Origin of the sequence: Pseudonocardia sp. HH130629-09, assembly GCF_001294645.1 — a bacterium.
Classification (GTDB): domain Bacteria; phylum Actinomycetota; class Actinomycetes; order Mycobacteriales; family Pseudonocardiaceae; genus Pseudonocardia.
In genome coordinates this window covers 119,407-138,776 of sequence record NZ_CP011868.1, presented here as the reverse complement: position 1 = coordinate 138,776, position 19,370 = coordinate 119,407, and the positions used below count along the sequence as shown (strand labels likewise).

Here is a 19,370-nt window from a genome sequence, read left to right as displayed (position 1 = left end):
GGCGCAGAAGTCCGTCGATGGGGAGGGACCGTGTCCGAGCCCGGCAAGCCGGAACACCGCGGGTTCTGGGCGATCAGGACCGCGCCGCCCAGGACCTGATCCGGTACGTACCGCCCGAACCGCGTCGCGCTCGGGCGGACGCGGTTCGCCGGGCGTAGAACGGGGTCGACCCGTCGTTCATCACCGGGAGGCCGGAGAAATGTCGCGCACCGACTTAAGGATCAGCACCCCCGACGGCGACGCCGCCGCCTGGCTGCACACCCCCGACGGCGACGGCCCGTGGCCGGGCGTGATCCTCTACCCCGACGCCGGCGGTGTCCGGCCGGCCATCCACGACATGGCCGCGCACCTGGCGTCGCTGGGCTACGCGGTGCTGCTGCCCGACGTCTACCACCGGCACGGCGACTGGGCCCCGTTCGACTTCGCCACCGTGTTCTCCGACCAGCCCGAGCGGGAACGGCTGATGGGCATGGTGCGGTCGCTGACGCCCGAGCTCGTGGCGGCCGACGCCGAGGCCTGGGTGACCGCGCTGCTGGCGCGCCCCGAGGTCCACGGCAGGGCGGTCGGCACCACCGGCTACTGCATGGGCGGGGTGATGAGCCTGCGCACCGCGGCGACCCAGCCTGAGCGGGTCGCGGCCGCGGCGTCGTTCCACGGCGGCAACCTCGCCACCGACGACCCGGCCAGCGTGCACCGGCTCGCCGACCGCATCCGGGCCGAGGTGTACGTGGCCGGCGCGACCGACGACTCCTCCTTCCCCGACGAGCAGAAGCAGCGCCTCGCCGACGCGTTCTCCGCCGCCGGGGTGTCGGCGACCCTGGAGACCTACCCGGCCGCGCACGGTTTCGCGGTGCCGGACGCCCCCACCCACGACGACGACGCCGAGCATCGGCACTGGGAGGCCCTGCACCGCCTCTTCGGGGCGAACCTGTAGGGGTAGCGTCTGCGCTCGACATGAGCGCGACCCTTCACGTGACGGGCCTGGCCGCGGGCTACGGCGACCGACCCCTGTTCTCCGGGCTGGACCTCGTCGTCGCACCCGGCGACGTCATCGGGCTGGTCGGTGCCAACGGCGCCGGCAAGTCCACCCTGCTGACGGTGCTGGCCGGCTCGCGGCCCGCGGACGACGGGTCGCTGACCCTGGCCCCGCCCGACGCGACCGTCGGGCACCTGCCGCAGGAGCCCGACCGGCGTCCCGGGGAGACGGTCGCCGGGTTCCTGGCGCGCCGGAGCGGCGTCGCCGACGCGCAGGCGACGATGGACGCCGAGGCGGAGGGGCTGGCGTCGGGCACCCCCGGCGCCGACGACCGCTACGCCGCCGCGCTGGACCGCTGGCTGGCCCTCGGCGGCGCCGACCTCGACGAGCGCTCCGGCGAGGTGCTGCGCGAGGTGGGGCTGGCCGTCGGTCCGGACGCCCCGATGACCGGGCTGTCCGGTGGGCAGGCGGCGCGGGCGAACCTCGCCGCGCTGATGCTGTCCCGCTACGACCTGCTGCTCCTCGACGAGCCCACCAACGACCTCGACCTCGACGGCCTGGAGCGGCTGGAGCGGTTCGTGGGCGGCCTCGCCCGGCAGGGCACGCCGACCGTGCTGGTCAGCCACGACCGGGAGTTCCTGGCACGCACGGTGAACCGGATCGTCGAGCTGGATCTGGTCCAGCAGCGGATCGACGTCTACGACGGCGGTTACGAGTCCTACCTCGCAGAGCGCGAGGTGGCCCGGCGGCACGCCCGCGAGGACTACGAGGAGTACGCGGGGAAGCTCGGATCTCTCCAGCAGCGCGCCGTCATGCAGCGCAACTGGATGGCCCAGGGCGTGCGCAACGCCCGGCGCAGAACGAAGGACCCGGACAAGAACGTCCGCGCGCAGCGCCAGGAGTCCAGCGAGAAGCAGGCCGCGAAGGCCCGGCAGACCGAGCGGGCGATCGAGCGGCTGGAGGTCGTGGAGGAGCCCCGCAAGGAGTGGGAGCTGCGGATGGAGATCGCCTCCGCGCCCCGGTCCGGGTCGGTCGTCGCGCGGGCCGACGCCGCCGCGGTGCGACGCGGTGACTTCGCGTTCGGCCCGGCCACCGTGCAGGTGGGCTGGGCGGACCGGGTCGTCGTCACCGGTGCGAACGGGGCGGGCAAGTCGACGCTGCTCGGGCTGCTGCTGGGGCGGATCACCCCGGACTCGGGTTCGGCGGGTCTCGGCTCAGGGGTGCTGGTCGGCGAGATCGACCAGGCCCGCCGGGCGTTCCTCGGGGAGGCGACGCTGCTGCGCGCCTTCGGCGAACAGGTGCCGGACTGGCCGGAGTCCGAGGTGCGGACGCTGCTCGCGAAGTTCTCCCTGGGCGCCGACCAGGTGCTGCGGACGGCGTCGTCGCTGTCGCCCGGTGAGCGGACCCGCGCGGCGCTGGCACTGCTCCAGGCACGCGGGGTGAACCTGCTGGTGCTCGACGAGCCGACCAACCACCTCGACCTGCCCGCCATCGAGCAGCTGGAACGGGCGGTCGAGGAGTTCGACGGGACCGTCCTGCTGGTGACCCACGACCGGCGGATGCTCGACACGGTGCGCGCCACCCGCCGCTGGGACGTCCGCGAGGGGACCGTCACCGAACTCTGAGTCGCTCTGGGACGACCGTGGCCCCACCGGTGTCCGGTGGGGCCACGACGCGGTCGGGGCGGGGGGTCAGGTCTGCGGGGCGTCCGCGTCCTCGGACTGCTCGACGATCGCGAAGCGCAGCTCCTGCTCGCCCTGCTCGGTCGCGACGGGCTGGACGTCGAGGACCTTGTCGTCCAGCAACGCCGCCGCGGCCGGCTCGAGGAAGACGGTGATGCCCTCACCGCGCAGCACGGTGTCCTGCGCGTCGCCCGCCTGCGCGAGGGCCAGCTCCAGCCCCTGCGCCGGGTCCGGCGCGGAGATGCGCAGGCCCCCGTCCTCGGGCAGCTCGGCGTCGGTGCTCAGGGTCTTGATCGCCTCGGCGGCGTTCTCGGTGATCGCCAACATCGTCCCGACCGTACGGACGTGTGCGCCCACGTCCACCGGTTCGCCCCGGGTCGGGCCCCCGTCGGGTGACGACCGGCGCCGTGCCCACCGGAAACAGCTGGAGTGACACGCATCACTCTCCTCGCGACGACGGCCCGGCTCCCCTGCGCGAGGGGGCCGGGCCGTGGTGTCGTGGGGAGCGGATCAGCCGAAGTCGTCGGGGTCCGGGCCGATGCGCTCGCCGGTGTGGAGCTTCTCCACCGCGGCGATGTCGTCCTCGCTCAGCGCGAAGTCGAAGATCTCGAAGTTCTCCTTGATGCGCTCCGGGTTGTTCGACTTCGGGAACACGATGTTCCCGAGCTGGATGTGCCAGCGGAGCACGACCTGCGCGGCGGACTTGCCGACCCGCTCGGCGATCTCCGTCAGCTCGGGCGCCTCGAGCAGTCCCTTGCCCTGGCCGATCGGGCTCCACGCCTCCAGCGCGATGTCGTGCTGCTGGAGGTACTCGCGCAGCTCGCGCTGCACCAGGCGCGGGTGGAACTCGATCTGGTTGACCGCCGGGACCGTGGAGGTCTCCTTCGCCAGCCGGTCGAGGTGGTCGGTCTGGAAGTTCGAGACGCCGATGGACAGCGCCTTGCCCGCCTTCTGCGCGTCCTCGAGGCCCTGCCAGGTCTCGACGTAGCGGTCCTGCTTCGGCTGCGGCCAGTGGATCAGGTAGAGGTCCACGTGGTCGAGGCCGAGCTTGGTGAGGCTCTCGTCGAGCTTGCGGACCGCGGCCTCGCGGCTGTGCCCGTCGTTGTTCAGCTTGGTGGTGATCCACAGCTCATCGCGCGGGATGCCGGAGTCGGCGACGGCCTTGCCGACGCCTTCCTCGTTGCCGTACGTCTGCGCGGTGTCGATGTGGCGGTAGCCGAGGTCCAGGGCCGCCTTGACCTTGTCCGCGGTGTCACCGGGCTCGATCTGGAAGACACCGAAACCGAGCTGCGGGATCTGCCGGCCGTCGTTCAGCTTGATCGTGGGAACAGTCATGTCCGTCGGCTACCCGCACCGGCGAGCGCTCATACCGGCCCGTGGGATCCGTCTCCGGCGGGAATGCGGGCCCGGCTCAGCGCCAGACCCGTGCGACCTCGGCGGCGACGTCCGCCGCCTGCGCCCGGCCGGCCCGCGCCGACGCGGGACGGCGGGCCGGGTCGAGCGGGTTGCGGCCGAACGCCCGGCGCGAACGCCGGTCCGGCTCGACGACGGCGACCCGGGCCAGCGCGCCGAGCGCCTCGGCCTGCACCCGCGGCGTCCCGGCCCCGCCGAGCCCCAGGGAGAGCGGCGCGATGACGACGACGCGGGCGTACCCGGCGGCGAGGTCGGCGTTGGCGGCCGAGCGGGCCCCGCCGTCGATCCAGCGGGTGCCCGCGGCCGTGACCGGCGGCCACACGCCGGGCACCGCGCAGCTGGCGGCGACCGCGGTGGCGAGCTCGACGCCGTCGTCGCGGCCGAAGGCCCGGAACGCGCCGGTGTGGGCGTCGACGGCGGTCACCCGCAGGTCCCGGTCGGCAGGCCAGTCGGCGCCGTCGAGCCGGGACCGGATCACCGCGATCCGATCCGCCTCCGGCACCGTCTCGGCGTCGAGGGCGAGGCGGCCGATCCGGGCCCGCACCCGGGTCGCGTCGCGCGGGCCGGCGAGCGCGGCAAGGCCGTAGCGGACCGCGAGCCGCAGCCCGAGGGTCGCGGCGATCTCCCCGGACGGCGGGGCGAGCTGGGTCTGCGCGAGCGCGGCCGGGTCACGCCCGACCGCCAGGTTGGCGCCCACCACCGACCCCGCCGAGGTCCCGACGACGAGGTCGGCGTCCCGCAGGTCGACGCCGTCGGCGAGGAGCCCGGCCAGCAGCCCGTACATCCAGGCGATGCCGGTCAGCCCGCCGCCGCCCAGCACCAGCGCCCGTCGCTCGTCGGACATGGGTCCTCCTCGTCGGCGCCCTGCATGATCACCACGGGTGAGGGGTCCGGTGCCGGATCCGGCACCGGGCCCCTCACTCCCGACGATCACCCTCGCAGAGCGCGGTACGCGATCTGGGCCAGGTGCACCGGCTCCCGTTCGCCGGCCTGGCGGACCTGGGTGCGGCAGGAGTAGCCGTCGGCCAGCAGGGCCACGGACTCGTCGGCGGCCCGGACCGCGGGCAGCAGGGCCCGCTCGGCACACGCCATCGAGACGTCGTAGTGGCCGTCCTCGAAGCCGAAGTTGCCGGCCAGGCCGCAGCAGCCGGAGTCGAGCACGGTGGCGTCGACGCCGAGTGCCGCGAGCACCGCGCGGTCGGGCTCGGAGCCCAGCTCGGCGTGCTGGTGGCAGTGGATCTGCACCAGCGCCGCGCCGTTGCCCTCGCCCGCGACGGCGGACAGCTCGTCGGCGTGCCGGGCCAGCAGCTCGGCGAAGGTCGACACCTGGTTCTTCAGGGCCTTCACCCGGGGCTCGTCGGGCAGGAGCTCGGCGGCGTCGCTGCGCAGCGCGGCGGTGCAGGACGGCTCCAGCCCGACGACCGGGATCCCGGCGTCGAGCGCCGGGCCGATCGCGCGCAGGCTGCGCGCCAGCACCCGGCGGGCCGCAGTGACCTGGCCGGTGGAGGTCCAGGTCAGGCCGCAGCAGACGTTGCGCGGGGGCAGCTCAACCCGGTACCCGAGCCCGGTGAGCACCGCGACGGCGTCGGCGGCGACCTCCGGGTCGAAGTGGTCGGTGAAGGTGTCGGTCCACAGCAGCAGCGGGCCGCGGCTGCCGGGCGGAACACCGAGGTCCGGCACCGTCGACATGGGCAGCCCGCGGGCGGCCTGGGCGGTGTAGGTCTCCCGGGCGATCGGCGGGATGGCGCGGCGGGCGTCGATGCCGCCCGCCTTCTTCGCGACCTTCGCCAGGAACGGGACCTGCGCGAGCCGGTTCAGCCCGTCGACGGCCGCGGCGGGAAGCACCCCGACCGCGCGCAGCCAGCGCGGGAGCGCACCCATCGAGTAGTGCGTGCGCGGGCGCAGCTTCCGGTGGTAGCGGTTCGCGAGGAACTCGGTCTTGTACGAGGCCATGTCGACCCCGACCGGGCAGTCGGACTTGCAGCCCTTGCAGGACAGGCACAGGTCGAGCGACTCGGCGACCTCGTCGGACTGCCAGCCGTCGGTGATGATCTCGCCGTTCGCCATCTCGAACAGCAGCCGGGCGCGGCCGCGGGTGGAGTGCTTCTCCTCCTTGGTCACGTTCCAGCTGGGGCACATCACCCCGGAGCCGGTGTCGACGGCGCACTTGCCGACACCCAGGCAGCGCCGGGTCGCCCGGTGGAAGCTGCCGCGGTCGTGGCCGAAGGCCAGCTTCGGCTCGTCCGGCATGGTCGGCATGCCGAGCTGGACGCGCAGGTTCTCGTCCATCGTCGCCGGGCGCACGACGCGACCCGGGTTCATCCGGTCGTCCGGGTCCCAGATCCCCGTGAAGTCCTCGAAGGCGGTGATGATCTGCGGCGGGTACATCCGCGGGAGCAGCTCGGCGCGGGCCTGGCCGTCGCCGTGCTCGCCGGACAGCGACCCGCCGTGCGCGACGACGAGGTCCGCGGCCGCGATCATGAAGTCGCGGAAGTTCTGCACACCGGGCTTGGTGAGCAGGTCGAAGTCGATCCGCACGTGCAGGCAGCCGTCGCCGAAGTGGCCGTAGTAGATGCCCTTGCGGCCGTGGGACTCCAGGACCTTGTCGAACTCGCGCAGGTAGGCGCCGAAGCGCTCCGGCGGGACGGCGGCGTCCTCCCAGCCGGGCCAGGCCTCGCCGCCCTCGGGCGAGCGGGTCAGCAGCCCGGCGCCCTCCTCGCGCACCTTCCACAGCGCGGCCATCTGCTTCGGCTCACCGACGACGACGGCGCCGGTCGTGTAGGCCTTCATCGCGTCGACGACGGCCTGCGCGGCGGCCTCGGCCTCGGCGCGGGTGGCGCCGCCGGTCTCGACGTAGAGCCAGCCCTTGCCCTCGGGCAGCATCCGGCTGGTCGTCTCGTCGGGGCGCAGCGCCCGCAGCGAGGCGATCAGCCCGGCGTCCATGCCCTCGATGGTCAGCGGCTTCTGCTCGCGGACGATCATCACGTTGTCCGCGGCGTGGTAGGCGTCCGGGAAGCCGAGCACGGCCAGCGCGCGGGCGGGCGGGGACTCGACCAGGTCGACGGTCGCGGACAGGATCGTCGCGCAGGTCCCCTCGGTGCCGACCAGTGCCTTCGCCAGGTTCACGTTCCCCGGCACGAGCTGGTCGAGGTTGTAGCCCGACACCCGCCGGGTCAGCTCGGGCACGTGCTTCTCGACGTCGCCGGCGACCCTCGTGCCCAGTGCGCGCAGCGCGTCCGGGATCGCGCCGGTCTCGGTGCCCTCGCCGCCGAGGACGATCCGCTCGCCGCGGTAGGTGAGGACCTCCAGCTCGCGGACGTTGTCGACGGTCTTGCCCCAGGCCACCGAGTGCGAGCCGCAGGCGTTGTTGCCGATCATGCCGCCGATCGAGCAGCGGTTGTGCGTCGACGGGTCCGGGCCGAACGTCAGCCCGTGCGGCTTGCCGACGTCGCGCACGGCGTCGCAGACGGCGCCGGGCTGCACGGTCGCGGTGCGGGCGTCGGGGTCCACGGACAGGATCGCGTCCATGTGCGTGCGGAAGTCCACGGCGACCGCGGTGTTGACGGCCTGGCCCGCGATGGAGGTGCGGGACCCGACCGGCATGACCGGGACGTCGTGCGCGCGGCACACGGCCATGGCGGCCTCGACGTCGGCGGCGTCGCGCGGGGCGATCACTCCGATCGGGACGCCCCGGTAGTTCGAGGCGTCCGCCGACCACATCGCACGGCTGCCCGCGTCGAACCGGACCTCCCCGCCGATGGCGGCACGCAGGTCGTTCTCCAGGGCGCGGTACGCGGTGGTCGAACGCGATCCGCCTTCGCTCCTCGCGGTGGTGGGACGCGCGGCGCTGTCGGTGGTCACGGGGCTCCTCTCGGCGCAGACTCCGGCCCGTGCGACGGGTCGGGGCTGGGAGCCGACGCTACCCCGCGGTCCCCGGGTCGCTCCCGTCGACGGGAACCCGGTTGCGGTGATCCGGATCGCCTCGGCACGCTGCGCCGATGCCCCGTGACGAGCTCGCCGACACCGTGGTGCGTACCTGGGGCCCGGCGGGCGCGACCTGGCTGGCCGCCCGGGACCGGCTGCTCGGCGACCTCGCGGGCGAGCTGGGCCTGGAGCTCGGCGCGACGCTGCCGCAGACCTTCCACACGGTGCGCGCGGTGACCTGCGCGGACGGCACCCCGGCCGTGCTGAAGGCCGGTGTGCCCGACGGCCACCTCGACGCCGAGACCGCCGCGCTGCGCGCCTGGGACGGCGACGGCGCGGTCCGGCTGCTGTGGGCCGACCCGGCCCGCGGCGCGCTGCTGCTGGAGCGCGCCGAGCCCGGCACCGAGCTCACGGCCGTGCCCGACGACCGGGCCGTCGAGGTGATCGGCGGGCTGCTCGCCCGGCTGCACCGCGCGCCCGTCCCGGCGGGGCTCGACCACGTCGCGGTCGAGCGGGCGGCGTTCGACGCGCACCTGGCCCGCCCCGACGCGGTTCTGCCCCGGCCGCTGGTGGAACGGGCGGCGGCCCTGTGGACGCAGCTGTGCGGCTCCGCGGAGCGCGAGGTGCTGCTGCACGGGGACCTGCACCAGCACAACGTCCTGGCCGCGACCCGCGAGCCGTGGCTGGCGATCGACCCGCACGGCCGGGTCGGCGACCCCGGCTACGACTGCGGGCAGCTGCTGTACAACCCCCTGGACGCCGACCCGGCCGAGCTGGCCCGCCGCGCCCCGGGTCGGCTGGAACGGCTCGCCGACGCCGTCGGGATCGAGTGGGACCGCGCGGTGGCATGGGGGTTCGCGGTGTGCGTGCTGTCGGAGGTCTGGGACGCCGACGGCGACGCCGGGTGGACCGGCCCCGGCCCCGCGCTCGCCGTCGCACAGCGGCTGGCGCCGCTCGTCGCCGACTGATTCCCTACAGTGCGGCCATGACCGTCTCCGAGACCTTCGATCCGGACGCGTGGACACCGGTCGACGGGTTCGACTTCCGCGACATCACCTACCACCGCGCCCGCGACACCGGCGCGGTCCGGATCGCGTTCGACCGCCCCGAGGTCCTCAACGCCTTCCGGCCGGGCACCGTCGACGAGCTCTACCGCGCCCTGGAGCACGCCCGGACCAGCTCCGATGTCGGCGCGGTCCTGCTGACCGGCAACGGCCCCTCCCCCAAGGACGGCAAGCGCGCCTTCTGCTCCGGCGGCGACCAGCGCATCCGTGGCCGCACCGGCTACCAGTACGCCTCCGGGGACACCGCGGAGACCGTCGAGCAGGGTCGGGCGGGGCGGCTGCACATCCTGGAGTGCCAGCGGCTGATCCGCTTCATGCCCAAGGTCGTCATCGCCGTGGTCAACGGCTGGGCCGCCGGGGGCGGGCACTCGCTGCACGCCGTCGCCGACCTCACGATCGCCTCCCGCGAGCACGCCCGCTTCAAGCAGACCGACGCCGACGTCGGCTCCTTCGACGGCAGCTACGGCTCGGCCTACCTCGCCCGCCAGGTCGGCCAGAAGTTCGCCCGGGAGATCTTCTTCCTCGGCCGGACCTACAGCGCCGAGCAGATGCACCACATGGGCGCGGTCAACGCCGTGGTGGACCACGCCGAGCTGGAGACCGAGGCCCTGCAGTGGGCCCGGGAGATCAACGGCAAGTCGCCGCAGGCCCAGCGGATGCTGAAGTACGCGTTCAACCTCGCCGACGACGGCCTGGTCGGCCAGCAGCTCTTCGCCGGCGAGGCGACCCGGCTGGCCTACATGACCGACGAGGCGGTGGAGGGCCGGGACTCGTTCCTGGAGAAGCGCGCCCCGGACTGGTCGCCCTTCCCCTGGCACTACTAGGTCCTCACTCCGCAGTCGGGCGCGGCCGGGGCACGGGGACCGGCCGCGCCGCGACGCCCCGCGGACCGCTCTGCCGCGGGACCACGACCGCCGGGCGCTGCGGCACCGGGACCCGGACCGGCGCCGAGGCCGGGGCGGGGCCGGAGGGCCGACCGGGCCGGCGGGCAGGTCGAAGGCCAGTGCCGCGAGCTCGCCGGCGTCCGCACGGTGCCCGGAGCCGGCGGGCCGACGGCAGCGCAGCGAGCGCGGGCTCCCGGTCGGGGACGCGTCGGCGGAGGCGGTGTACGGCATGGTGAGCTCCTTCGAACCCGTGACCGGCGGGCGGGTGCGCCGCCGCTCTCACCCCCTGAGTCGGGCGGGAGGCCGTCCGCGTTGCACGTGCCTTACACCGTTCCCCGAATCTGATGAAAGAGGCCGTTCGGACGCTGCTTCCGGTTGCGTGCGTCACGGCAGACAGGGTTGACAGCATGACTGTGCGTGCACTTCCGGTGGACGGCTCCGCGGAGTCGGTGACCCGGCTGGCCGCCGCGCTGCGGGCCGCCCTCGACGGTGCGGGGCCCGCGGTGCTGCCCGTGCGATCCGGGCCCGGCCCGGAGGCGGGCACCGGGCGGGCCGACACGAACCGGCCCGGCACAGGGCAGGCCGACACTGCGCAGGCCGCCGCGCTGCCGGGGCCGGTGGCGCGGGCGGCAGCCGCCGGGGAGCTGCCCGACGGGCTGGTCGCCGTCGTCGCCACGTCGGGATCGACCGGGGAGCCCAAGTACGTCGCACTCACCGCGGACGCTCTGCGGGCCTCGGCCGCGGCGACGCACGCCCGTCTCGGCGGCCCGGGGTCGTGGCTGCTCACGCTGCCCGCCGAGCACGTCGCCGGGGTCCAGGTGGTGCTGCGCGCCCTGCTCGTGGACACGGCCTGTGTGGTCCAGGACGTCCGCGACGGCTTCCGGCCCGACGGCCTGGCCCGCGCGACCAGGCGGATGGCGCACGGCACCCGTCGTTACACCAGCCTCGTCCCGACCCAGCTGGCACGAGTCCTCGAGCACGGCGCCGCACCGCTGTACGCCCTGGCCGGGTACGACGCCGTGCTCGTCGGCGGGGCGGCGCTGGACCCGCGGCTGCGCGAGCGCGCGCTCACCGCGGGGGTGCGGGTGGTCACCACCTACGGGATGAGCGAGACCTGCGGCGGCTGCGTCTACGACGGCGTCCCGCTCGACGGCGTCGAGGTCACCCTCGACCCGGCCGACGGTCGGGTGGTGCTGGGCGGGCCGGTCGTCGCCGGCGGGTACCTGGGGGCGCCGGAGGCGACCGCGGACGCCTTCGTGTCCGACGGGGGCGTCCGCCGGTTCCGGACCGGGGACCTCGGCGCGCTCGCACCGGACGGGACGCTGACCGTCCTGGGCCGGGCCGACGACGTCGTCAACACCGGGGGCGAGAAGGTCGCACCGGCCGCGGTGGAGCGGGCGCTCCTGGCGGTCGACGGCGTCCGCGCGGCGTGCGTCGTCGGCCTTCCCGACGACGAGTGGGGCCAGATCGTGGCCGCGCTCGTGGTGCCCGCCGCGGCCGCCCCGGACGATCACGCCCTGCGCGCCGCGGTCCGCGCGGCCTGCGGTCGGGCCGCCGTACCGCGGCTGCTGCTGCGGGCCGACACCGTGCCCGAGCGCGGGATCGGCAAGCCCGACCGCACCGCCGTCACGGAGCTCCTGATGCGGGCACGCTCCGCCTGACCGCTCACCCAGCGGAGTTGTCGGTCACGTTCAGCAGTGGGATCGCACCGTTGCGTCACGGTCTCGATCACCTGATCCGCGTACACACCTTGGAGTTGGTTCACACAGAGTGCGTTGCGCGCGGCCCTGAAATCGACTGTGCTACGACCACTGGCGACTCAGAACCCACACCCATCACAGGGTTCCCCGTCGTCACACGAGTCACAGCTATCAGCGGGGGTTATCCATGCGCAGCATCACGCGGGCCGGGCTGCGGGCCATCGGTCTGCTCGCCGCGACCGGCGCGCTCTGTGCCGCCGCCACGGTCCCGGCGATGGCCGGCGAGCCGGGCACGACGTGGCAGCCGGAGCTGAGCGAGGGCACCGGCAAAGGTGTCGTCGTCTCGCCCGACGGGGCCCGGTTCGACCGGTCGACGGCCTTCGGGGCCCCGGCGGACGAGGGGGACACGGAGTCCTCCGCGGACCCGGCCGAGGTCGTCCCGACCGGGCTGCTGACCCTCGCGCCGCACACCCTGGACACCCCGACCCGCGAGGTCGACTCCCTGCTGGTCGCGGACACCCCTCCCGGTTCGACGGCGTCGGTCGACGTCCGGGGCAAGCGGGCAGGCGGCGGCTGGACCGAGTGGATCCCCGCCGAGGGCTCCCGCACCGAGCTGCCGGAGGCCGTCACCGAGGTGCAGGGACGCCTGGTCCTCACCGCCACCGGGGCGGCCGATCCGACCGTCCGGGAGGTCACCCTCACCGCGACGCCCAACGCCGGCGCCGAGGGCGAACCGCTCACCGAGGCCGCTCCGCGCAGCTACTCGGTGTTCGCGACCCGCGAGGGGCTCGTCGGCGGCACCACCGCGAACGGCCACAAGATCGTCAACCGGGACCGCTTCGTCGCGCTGCCGTCGCGTCGGGCGCTCTCGGCCAACGGCAAGACCGACTACTCGGTGAAGGTCTGCGCCCCCAACGGCCGCTGCGCGATCGCCCCGGTGTGGGACATCGGCCCGTGGAACACCAAGGACGACTACTGGAACCCGTCGGACCAGCGGGAGATGTGGAAGGACCTGCCCCAGGGTGTGCCGCAGGCCGCGGCCGCGCGCAACGGGCACAACGGCGGCAAGGACCAGTTCGGCCGCAGGGTCGCCAACCCGGCGGGCATCGACCTGGGCGACGGCATCTTCTGGGACGTCCTGGGGCTGAAGGACAACTCGCAGGTCCAGGTCGACTACCTGTGGACCGGGTCGCAGCGGCTGTCCGCGATCCGCACCGAGGGCGCCCCGGACGTGCAGATCCTCGCCCGTCCCGAGGCCGGCGCGGAGTCGGTCGGGATCGCCGTCGACGCCACCGAGGTGCCGGTGCAGTGCGCCTCCGGCGCGTTCGTCCGGATCGGCGACGGCCAGTACCTCCCGACGACGGCGTTCGCCGGGCTGCCGGGCGACGTCCCGGCCTGCGACGCCCCGGCAGCGCCCGCCGCACCGGCTCCGTCCGACTCCTCCGCCGCCGGGCCCACGCCCGCTGCGCCGTCCGCGCCCGGCGCCTCGGCTGCGCCCGGTGACTCCGCCGTTCCCGCCGCGTCCGGCGGCTCCACCGCTCCCGCGGCGTCCGCCGGGTTCGCGACCTCCCCGGCACCCAGCGGGTCCGCCGGGGCGGCCGGCTCACCGGCTCCGGCCACCACCTCCGCCCCGGCAGGCACCGCTCCGGCCTCCCCCGCACCGTCGCCCTCCTGGGCGGACCGGCCGGGCACCGGTGCTCCGGCCGCCGGCGGATCCACCCCCACGCCAGCGCCCACGAGCGACGTCCCCGACGGCGCCAGCCAGGCCGCCCGCGTGACACCCGGCTCGGCCCGACGGGCACCCTCCGGCACCCCCTGACCTCCCGGGTCCGCAGCCACACCCTGGGCCGGTCCTCACACCTGTTGCAGCGGGTGTGGCGACCGGCCCAGGGTGTGGCTGTGAGGTGGGACGGTTCCGGCGGGACGGCGGCGCGGCGGGATAGGTTTCCGGGGTGGCCACCACGGCAGAGTGGGTCGAGGGCGCGCGGCCGCGCACCCTTCCCACCGCGATCTCGCCCGTCCTCGTCGGGACCGGCGCCGCGCTCGGCGCGGGCGCCGTCGCTCCCGGCTCCGCACTGCTCGCCCTCCTGGTGGCGGTCGCGCTGGTGATCGGGGTGAACTTCGCCAACGACTACTCCGACGGCATCCGCGGCACCGACGACGAGCGCGTCGGCCCCCAGCGCCTGGTCGGCTCCCGGGCCGCCGAGCCGGCCACCGTGAAGACCGCGGCGTTCGCCTGCTTCGGGATCGCGGCCGTCGCCGGGCTGGTGCTCACGGCGGTCTCGGGCCAGTGGTGGCTGCTGCTCGTGGGGGCCCTGTGCATCGTCGGGGCCTGGTACTACACCGGCGGATCGCGGCCCTACGGCTACGCCGGGCTCGGCGAGGTCGCGGTGTTCGTGTTCTTCGGCCCGGTCGCGGTGCTGGGAACCATGGTGACCCAGGCCGGGCGCGTCGACGCCGCCGCCGTCGGGGCCGCGGTCGGTGCCGGACTGTTGACCTGCGCCGTGCTGGTCGCGAACAACCTGCGGGACATCCCGGGCGACCGGGGCGTCGGCAAGCGCACCCTCGCGGTGCGACTCGGGGATCGCGGCACCCGGCTGCTCCATCTCGCGCTGGTACTGGTGCCGTTCGTCGTCGCGGTCGGTGCCGCGTTCGACCGGCCCGGCGTGCTGCTGGCGCTCCTCGCACTGCCCGCAGCCGTGCGGCCGGTGCGGATCGTGCTCGGCGGGGCACAGGGCCCCGCGCTCATCCCCGTCCTCAAGGACACCGGCCTGCTCCTGCTGGCCTGGGGCGTGGCCGTGGCGGTCGGGCTCGCGTTCGGCTGAGACCGGTCCCGGCGCCGCCGGCGGGGCGATCCGGCACGACAGTGCTGCCCGCGGTCCCCGGACCGAGGCGCGCCGTCCGCACGTCGGAGTACGGCGGTCGGCCGTACCGGGGCGATCCGTCCCGGGAAGGGGCCCGCGGGCCCACACGTCGGGGCGCAACCGGCCGGCGAGCCGGGGCGTCCGGCCGTCAGCGGGCCGGGCCGTCGGCCGCCGACGGGGCCGGGTCGACCCCGGCGGACGCCTCAGGGCCGGCAGCGCCGTCCGGGCCGTCCGGGCCGTCAGCGACCGACTGCGACGCGGCAGACGGAGAGGCACCGGACGGGGACGCGGTGGACGATGCTCCGGTCGCCGACGGGGACGTGTCGGCCGACGGGGACGCCGGCTCGGTGGGTGCGACCGGGGTCGGCGGCGGGCCGACGTCGCCGCGCAGCTGGGCACGCAGCGACTCCCGCTCCGACGACCGGCGGGCCGTCGACGCGGCGATCGCCCGGTCCAGCCGCTCCCGCAGCCCGCGGAACAGCACCATCGACAGCGGCAGTGCGACGACGAGCGCCACGAGCAGCGCGACGAGCCACGGCACACCGATCAGCGCGAGAACGACCGTCATCACGGCGAGCAGACCGAGCCGCGCGAGCGTGTAGAGCGCCACCGTGGTGGCCAGCCCGGGCTCACCGGCACGCTCCCGCGCCGCGGCCTGCGGCGGGGTCGGAGACGTCATGGCCACCAGGGTACGGGCCGGACCGGCCGGGCCGCGGCTGCCCGGTTCCGCCCGGCCCGGCACGGACGTCCGGATCGCCGCCACCCCACCGGGTGGCGGTCCCTCCCCGGATGCCCCCGGCTGTCCGGTTCGAGTCGTTCACCGGCTTTGCCCTTTAAGAACCCTTTACCCACACAACACCGTTCGAGTACCCGGGGTCTGTGGTGTCACGATGGCCCGGAAAGAGAGAGAGCGGTACCCGGCCGGATGCCTCCGGCGAGCACCGTGACACATACTCCACGTGCACTTCGGGAGGATCCCCATGGCAGCTCCGACTCAGGCACCCGAGCGACTTCTCACCCCGGGTGAGGTGGCCACGCTCTTCCGCGTCGACCCCAAGACCGTGACCCGCTGGGCGTCGGCCGGGCGGATCGGCTCGATCCGTACGCCGGGCGGACACCGCCGGTTCCGCGAGTCCGAGGTCCGTGGCCTGCTGGCCGACCTCACCAGCGAGGCGAACAGCGGCCTGCGCTGATCCGGACCACGCACATGGGGTGAGGGTCTCGACTTCACCCGTACGTCAGGCCACCTTCGCTAGGCTGGACAGCGGAGGTGGCCTGATGTTGTTCTTCCTTATCCTTCTCGTCGGCGCGGCCGTGGTCGCGGTGCTGCTCGTGCGGACCCTGCGGTCCGAACAGGTGGTCTCCGACCGCATCCCGCGCGCGGAGTTCCCCTGGTCATCGGGCCAGCGGCCCGAGAAGCCACGGGCGACCGGCCCCGACGACGACCCCGACTTCCTGCGTGAGCTCGACGAGAAGGTCCGCGACCAGGAGGACCCGCCCGAGCGTCCCTGAGCGGGTTCGCACGGCCGGCACCTCCCCCAAGACGCCCTTACCGAAGGTCGGTCCTCCCGACCGGGCGGACCCCCCTTCGGTGTCTCCGCTCACATGTCGGGCGTCGCCAGGCCCGTCCGTGGCCCGGGATCAGACCGGGAAGCCGTCGGCGACGGCCGCCGCCAGCTCCAGTAACGCCGTGCGGGTCGCCTCCTCCAGGCGGTCCAGGTCGATCTCCGCGCCCTCCTCCAGGTGCGGGTCGAACGGCACCTTGACCACGGCCCGGCACCGTCCCGAGAAGTGCTCGGCGACGCGGTCGAGGTCCACCCCGCCACCGGTCCCCCGCCGGTAGACGGTGTTGATGACGACGACGGCGTTGCGCACCAGCGCCCCGTAGCCGTGCGCGTCGAGCCAGTCCAGGGTCGCCGAGGCACTGCGGGCCCCGTCGATCGAGCCCGACGACACGACCACGATCTGGTCGGCCATCCCCAGCACGCCGTACATCGCGGAGTGCATCAGGCCGGTGCCGCAGTCGGTCAGGACGAGGTTGTAGAAGTGCTCCAGCAGGTCGACCGCGCGCCGGTAGTCGTCCTCGCTGAACGCCTCCGACACCGCCGGGTCCTGCTCGCCGGCGAGCACCTCGAGCCGGGACACACCCTGTGAGGTGTAGGCCCGGACGTCGCTGTAGCGGCGGACCCGGTCGGCGTCGCGCAGCAGGTGGCGGACGGTCGCGGTGGTCTCCAACGGGATCTTCTGGCTCAGCGTCCCGCGGTCGGGGTTGGCGTCGACGGCCACCACCCGGTCGCCGCGGTGCGACGCGAACGTCGCACCGAGGGTCGCGGTGACCGTCGTCTTCCCGACCCCGCCCTTGAGGCTCAGCATCGCGATCTTGTGCGAGCTGATCAGCGGGCGGTTCGCCCGGGCCACGAGGTCGCGCCGGTGCAGCTCCGCGGGGCTCTCCCCCGGGTTCACCAGGCCGCCGGTGAGCACGTAGACCCAGCGACGCCATCCGCTCGTCGGCGGACGCCCCGCGCCGCCGTGCCCCATGCGCGACGGCGCGAGGTCCAGCCCGCCGTGCGGCTCGTCGCTGCGGCGGTGCTGCGCGGCCCGGGCCTCGATCGCCTCGGGGGCCGTCCAGCGGGGCCGCTTCACCCCCGTCTGCGGGCGGCCGCGCGGCGGGGTCAGGGTGCGCTGGGGTCCGGTCTCCGCGGACTCGTCGTCCCACGCCGCGCGCCAGGGACGGTCCGCCTGGCGGGGGCGGTGGTCGTCACGGGAACGGTCGTCACGGGAACGCTCCGTCCGTGGGGTCCCGGGCCGGGCGGGGGGCGTCGGGGCGGTTCCGGCGGGCTCCCGTGTCCCCTCGGTGGGAGCCGCGGCACCACGTCCGGGTGCGGCCGGCTCGGCGTACGGCTGATACCCGCCCCGCGCCGCGCGGCCACCGCTCTCCGTGGGGTCCGCGGGTCCCGGACCCGCAGGATCCGTGGGCGCCGGACCCGCGGGACCCGGGAGCGACCGAGCCGTGGGATCCGGGTGCGACCGCCCCGTGGGATCCGGGTGCGCCACGGCGGCGGGCACGACCGGTTCGTCGTACCCGGCGGGCGCGGAGCGGTCCGAGGAGTCGAGTGCGGCGACCGATGAGCGGTCCGGGGAGTCGGGCACGGCCGCCGAGGAGCGGTCCGGGGAGTCGGGCGCGGCCGCCGAGGAGTCGTCCCCGGACGTCGTGGCGCGGTCGACGGCGCCGGCGGCCGTGCGCCCCCCGGACCGGTCGGCACGCCAGATGAGGTCCGCGTCGGGGTCGTCGTCGGGCACCGCGGAGGCGGGCACCGCCCACCACGGCTCGGAGTCGGTGCCCGCGGCCCGGTAGAGGCCGGTGTCGTCGGGGCCGTGGTCGTGAACGCCCGGGTCCGGGGAGGCGTCGTCGCGCCGGTGCCGGGGGTCGCCCGCGGAGGCCTGGGCGAGCTCCTCCTCGGCGTCCGCGGCCGCCGCGGTGCCGGCGGAGGAGGTCGGGCGCGGGGTCTCGCGCAGGGCGGACAGGTCCATCCCGTGCGGCGGGGTGGACGGGTCTATCTCGTCGACGAGGTCGTCGTCGATCTCGGGAAGCTCGCTGCCCCACGCCGAGCCCGCCGGCGGGGTCTGCGTCCCGATGGCCGCGCGGCCCGGGGCGGGCGCCGACGCGGCGCGCTCGGCGGCCGTCGGGGTCCGCGGCGGCGTGTCACCGGGCTCGGCGGCCGGCTCCGCAGCGTCGTCACCGCCGGTCCGCCTGCGCCGTCCGAAGGACCGGCCGGGGGACTCCGTCGTGGCCCAGCGCTCCCGCACGTAGCGGCCCACCGACCCGTCGGGCTGCTCGCCGGAACCGTTCTCACTCACGGGAAACGACGGTAGCCGGGCGGAACCCGGTGGTCGAGGCGCCTCACACCCCCGCGTACGAGTGCAACCCGGCGACCACCATGTTGATGAAGAACAGGTTGAACACGATCGTGGCGAAGCCCGCCGTGTTGATCCACGCCGCGGCGCCGGAGTTCTTCCACCCCGCCGTGGCCCGGGCGTGCAGGTAGGCGGCGTAGAGCACCCAGGCGACGAAGGCGACGGTCTCCTTCGGGTCCCAGCCCCAGAACCGGCCCCAGGCCGCCTCGGCCCACACCGCGCCGGTGATGATCCCGAAGGTGTAGAGCGGGAACGCGAGCACCGTCACGCGGTACGCCAGCCGGTCGAGCGACTCCGCCGACGGCAGCTTCGCGGCCCACGACGCCGGCTTCCCGTTCCGCTTGACCAGGAACAGCAGGCTCGCCACACCGGGGACGAGCAGCAGGCCGGAGGCCAGCGTGATCGTCGTGACGTGGATGATGATCCAGTACGACTGCAGGGCCGGGACGACCGGCGCCGCGTCGAGGTAGAGCACGGTGCCGGTGACGAACATCAGCAGCACGACCGGCGTCAGCACGAACACCCCGGCCGGGCGCAGCCCCGGGTGCCGGCGCACGAGCACCAGCCACGCCCCGACGGCCATCAGGCACAGCGCCGAGGTGAACTCATACATGTTGCCCAGCGGCCACCGGTAGGCGGCGAAGCCGCGCAGCACGATCGACCCGAGGTGGGTCAGGAACGCCAGCACCATCAGCGAGATGCCGATCCGGCCGTAGCGGTCGGCGCGGGAGCGGCGGCCGTCGTCGGACGGGGGCTCCTCGGGCGCGGCGACCGCCGTGGACCCGGCCCCGACCGGGGCGGGCTCCGACTGCCGGGCAGAGGCCCTGGCGACGCGGCGGGCCGCGTACTCCAGCGACGCGAACACCAGCGCCAGCAGCAGCACGACGAGCGTCGCCTGGAACAGGCGGTCGCTCCACATCGCGGTGATCGGGTCGACGAGCATCTCCG

Annotated in this window: 16 protein-coding genes; 9 read left to right on the top strand and 7 right to left on the bottom strand. The window is 74.9% G+C overall.

Translation table 11 applies throughout. The annotated features are described in order from the left end of the window. Positions 1-199 precede the first annotated feature (199 nt). Both XF36_RS00600 and XF36_RS00595 read left to right on the top strand, forming a co-directional pair. Complete coding sequence (locus XF36_RS00600) at positions 200-934, top strand: dienelactone hydrolase family protein (RefSeq protein WP_060710469.1); 735 nt, start codon at positions 200-202, stop codon at positions 932-934. A 20-nt stretch (positions 935-954) separates the two neighbouring features. Further along, positions 955-2,601: an ABC-F family ATP-binding cassette domain-containing protein gene (locus tag XF36_RS00595; protein ID WP_060710468.1), complete on the top strand. Its 1,647-nt coding sequence runs from the start codon at positions 955-957 to the stop codon at positions 2,599-2,601. A 66-nt stretch (positions 2,602-2,667) separates the two neighbouring features. On the opposite strand, the gene XF36_RS00590 is transcribed toward XF36_RS00595, so the two are convergent. From XF36_RS00590 to XF36_RS00575, 4 genes are all read right to left on the bottom strand, one after another. After that, positions 2,668-2,985, bottom strand: coding sequence for an adhesin (locus XF36_RS00590; protein WP_060714309.1), 318 nt, complete (start codon positions 2,983-2,985; stop codon positions 2,668-2,670). A 183-nt stretch (positions 2,986-3,168) separates the two neighbouring features. Further along, positions 3,169-3,993, bottom strand: a complete 825-nt coding sequence (locus XF36_RS00585) for an aldo/keto reductase (RefSeq protein ID WP_060710467.1) — start codon at positions 3,991-3,993, stop codon at positions 3,169-3,171. Between the two features lie 76 nt (positions 3,994-4,069). Beyond that, positions 4,070-4,915, bottom strand: coding sequence for a patatin-like phospholipase family protein (locus tag XF36_RS00580; protein ID WP_060710466.1), 846 nt, complete (start codon positions 4,913-4,915; stop codon positions 4,070-4,072). Between the two features lie 86 nt (positions 4,916-5,001). Continuing rightward, positions 5,002-7,932: an FAD-binding and (Fe-S)-binding domain-containing protein gene (locus XF36_RS00575; RefSeq protein ID WP_238589056.1), complete on the bottom strand. Its 2,931-nt coding sequence runs from the start codon at positions 7,930-7,932 to the stop codon at positions 5,002-5,004. Between the two features lie 137 nt (positions 7,933-8,069). Between XF36_RS00575 and XF36_RS00570 the strand changes: the two genes are divergently transcribed. From XF36_RS00570 to XF36_RS00550, 5 genes are all read left to right on the top strand, one after another. After that, complete coding sequence (locus tag XF36_RS00570) at positions 8,070-8,963, top strand: aminoglycoside phosphotransferase family protein (protein WP_060710465.1); 894 nt, start codon at positions 8,070-8,072, stop codon at positions 8,961-8,963. 17 nt (positions 8,964-8,980) lie between these two features. Further along, positions 8,981-9,883, top strand: a complete 903-nt coding sequence (locus XF36_RS00565; RefSeq protein ID WP_060710464.1) for a 1,4-dihydroxy-2-naphthoyl-CoA synthase — start codon at positions 8,981-8,983, stop codon at positions 9,881-9,883. Positions 9,884-10,350: 467 nt separating this feature from the next. Further along, the gene (menE, locus tag XF36_RS00560) at positions 10,351-11,604 is read left to right on the top strand and encodes an o-succinylbenzoate--CoA ligase (protein ID WP_193393995.1); all 1,254 of its coding nucleotides are present in this window, start codon (positions 10,351-10,353) and stop codon (positions 11,602-11,604) included. Between the two features lie 226 nt (positions 11,605-11,830). Then, complete coding sequence (locus XF36_RS00555; RefSeq protein WP_060710462.1) at positions 11,831-13,462, top strand: hypothetical protein; 1,632 nt, start codon at positions 11,831-11,833, stop codon at positions 13,460-13,462. A 133-nt stretch (positions 13,463-13,595) separates the two neighbouring features. Next, positions 13,596-14,468 carry a 1,4-dihydroxy-2-naphthoate polyprenyltransferase gene (locus XF36_RS00550; protein WP_060710461.1) on the top strand — a complete coding sequence of 291 codons (873 nt, stop codon included), beginning with the start codon at positions 13,596-13,598 and terminating at the stop codon, positions 14,466-14,468. Positions 14,469-14,655: 187 nt separating this feature from the next. On the opposite strand, the gene XF36_RS29400 is transcribed toward XF36_RS00550, so the two are convergent. Next, entirely contained in the window at positions 14,656-15,186 is a 531-nt protein-coding gene (locus XF36_RS29400) for a DUF4229 domain-containing protein (RefSeq protein WP_082375719.1), read from the bottom strand. A 301-nt stretch (positions 15,187-15,487) separates the two neighbouring features. On the opposite strand from XF36_RS29400, the gene XF36_RS00540 reads away from it, so the two are divergent. Together XF36_RS00540 and XF36_RS00535 are read left to right on the top strand one after the other, a co-directional pair. Then, positions 15,488-15,700, top strand: coding sequence for a BldC family transcriptional regulator (locus XF36_RS00540; protein WP_043276768.1), 213 nt, complete (start codon positions 15,488-15,490; stop codon positions 15,698-15,700). Positions 15,701-15,785: 85 nt separating this feature from the next. Continuing rightward, positions 15,786-16,019: a hypothetical protein gene (locus XF36_RS00535; protein WP_202968461.1), complete on the top strand. Its 234-nt coding sequence runs from the start codon at positions 15,786-15,788 to the stop codon at positions 16,017-16,019. Positions 16,020-16,148: 129 nt separating this feature from the next. Here the strand turns inward: XF36_RS00535 and XF36_RS35395 are convergent, their stop codons facing one another. Then, complete coding sequence (locus XF36_RS35395) at positions 16,149-18,365, bottom strand: MinD/ParA family ATP-binding protein (protein ID WP_414706212.1); 2,217 nt, start codon at positions 18,363-18,365, stop codon at positions 16,149-16,151. Between the two features lie 43 nt (positions 18,366-18,408). Beyond that, complete coding sequence (gene ccsB / locus XF36_RS00525) at positions 18,409-19,365, bottom strand: c-type cytochrome biogenesis protein CcsB (RefSeq protein WP_020625495.1); 957 nt, start codon at positions 19,363-19,365, stop codon at positions 18,409-18,411. Positions 19,366-19,370: the final 5 nt, after the last annotated feature.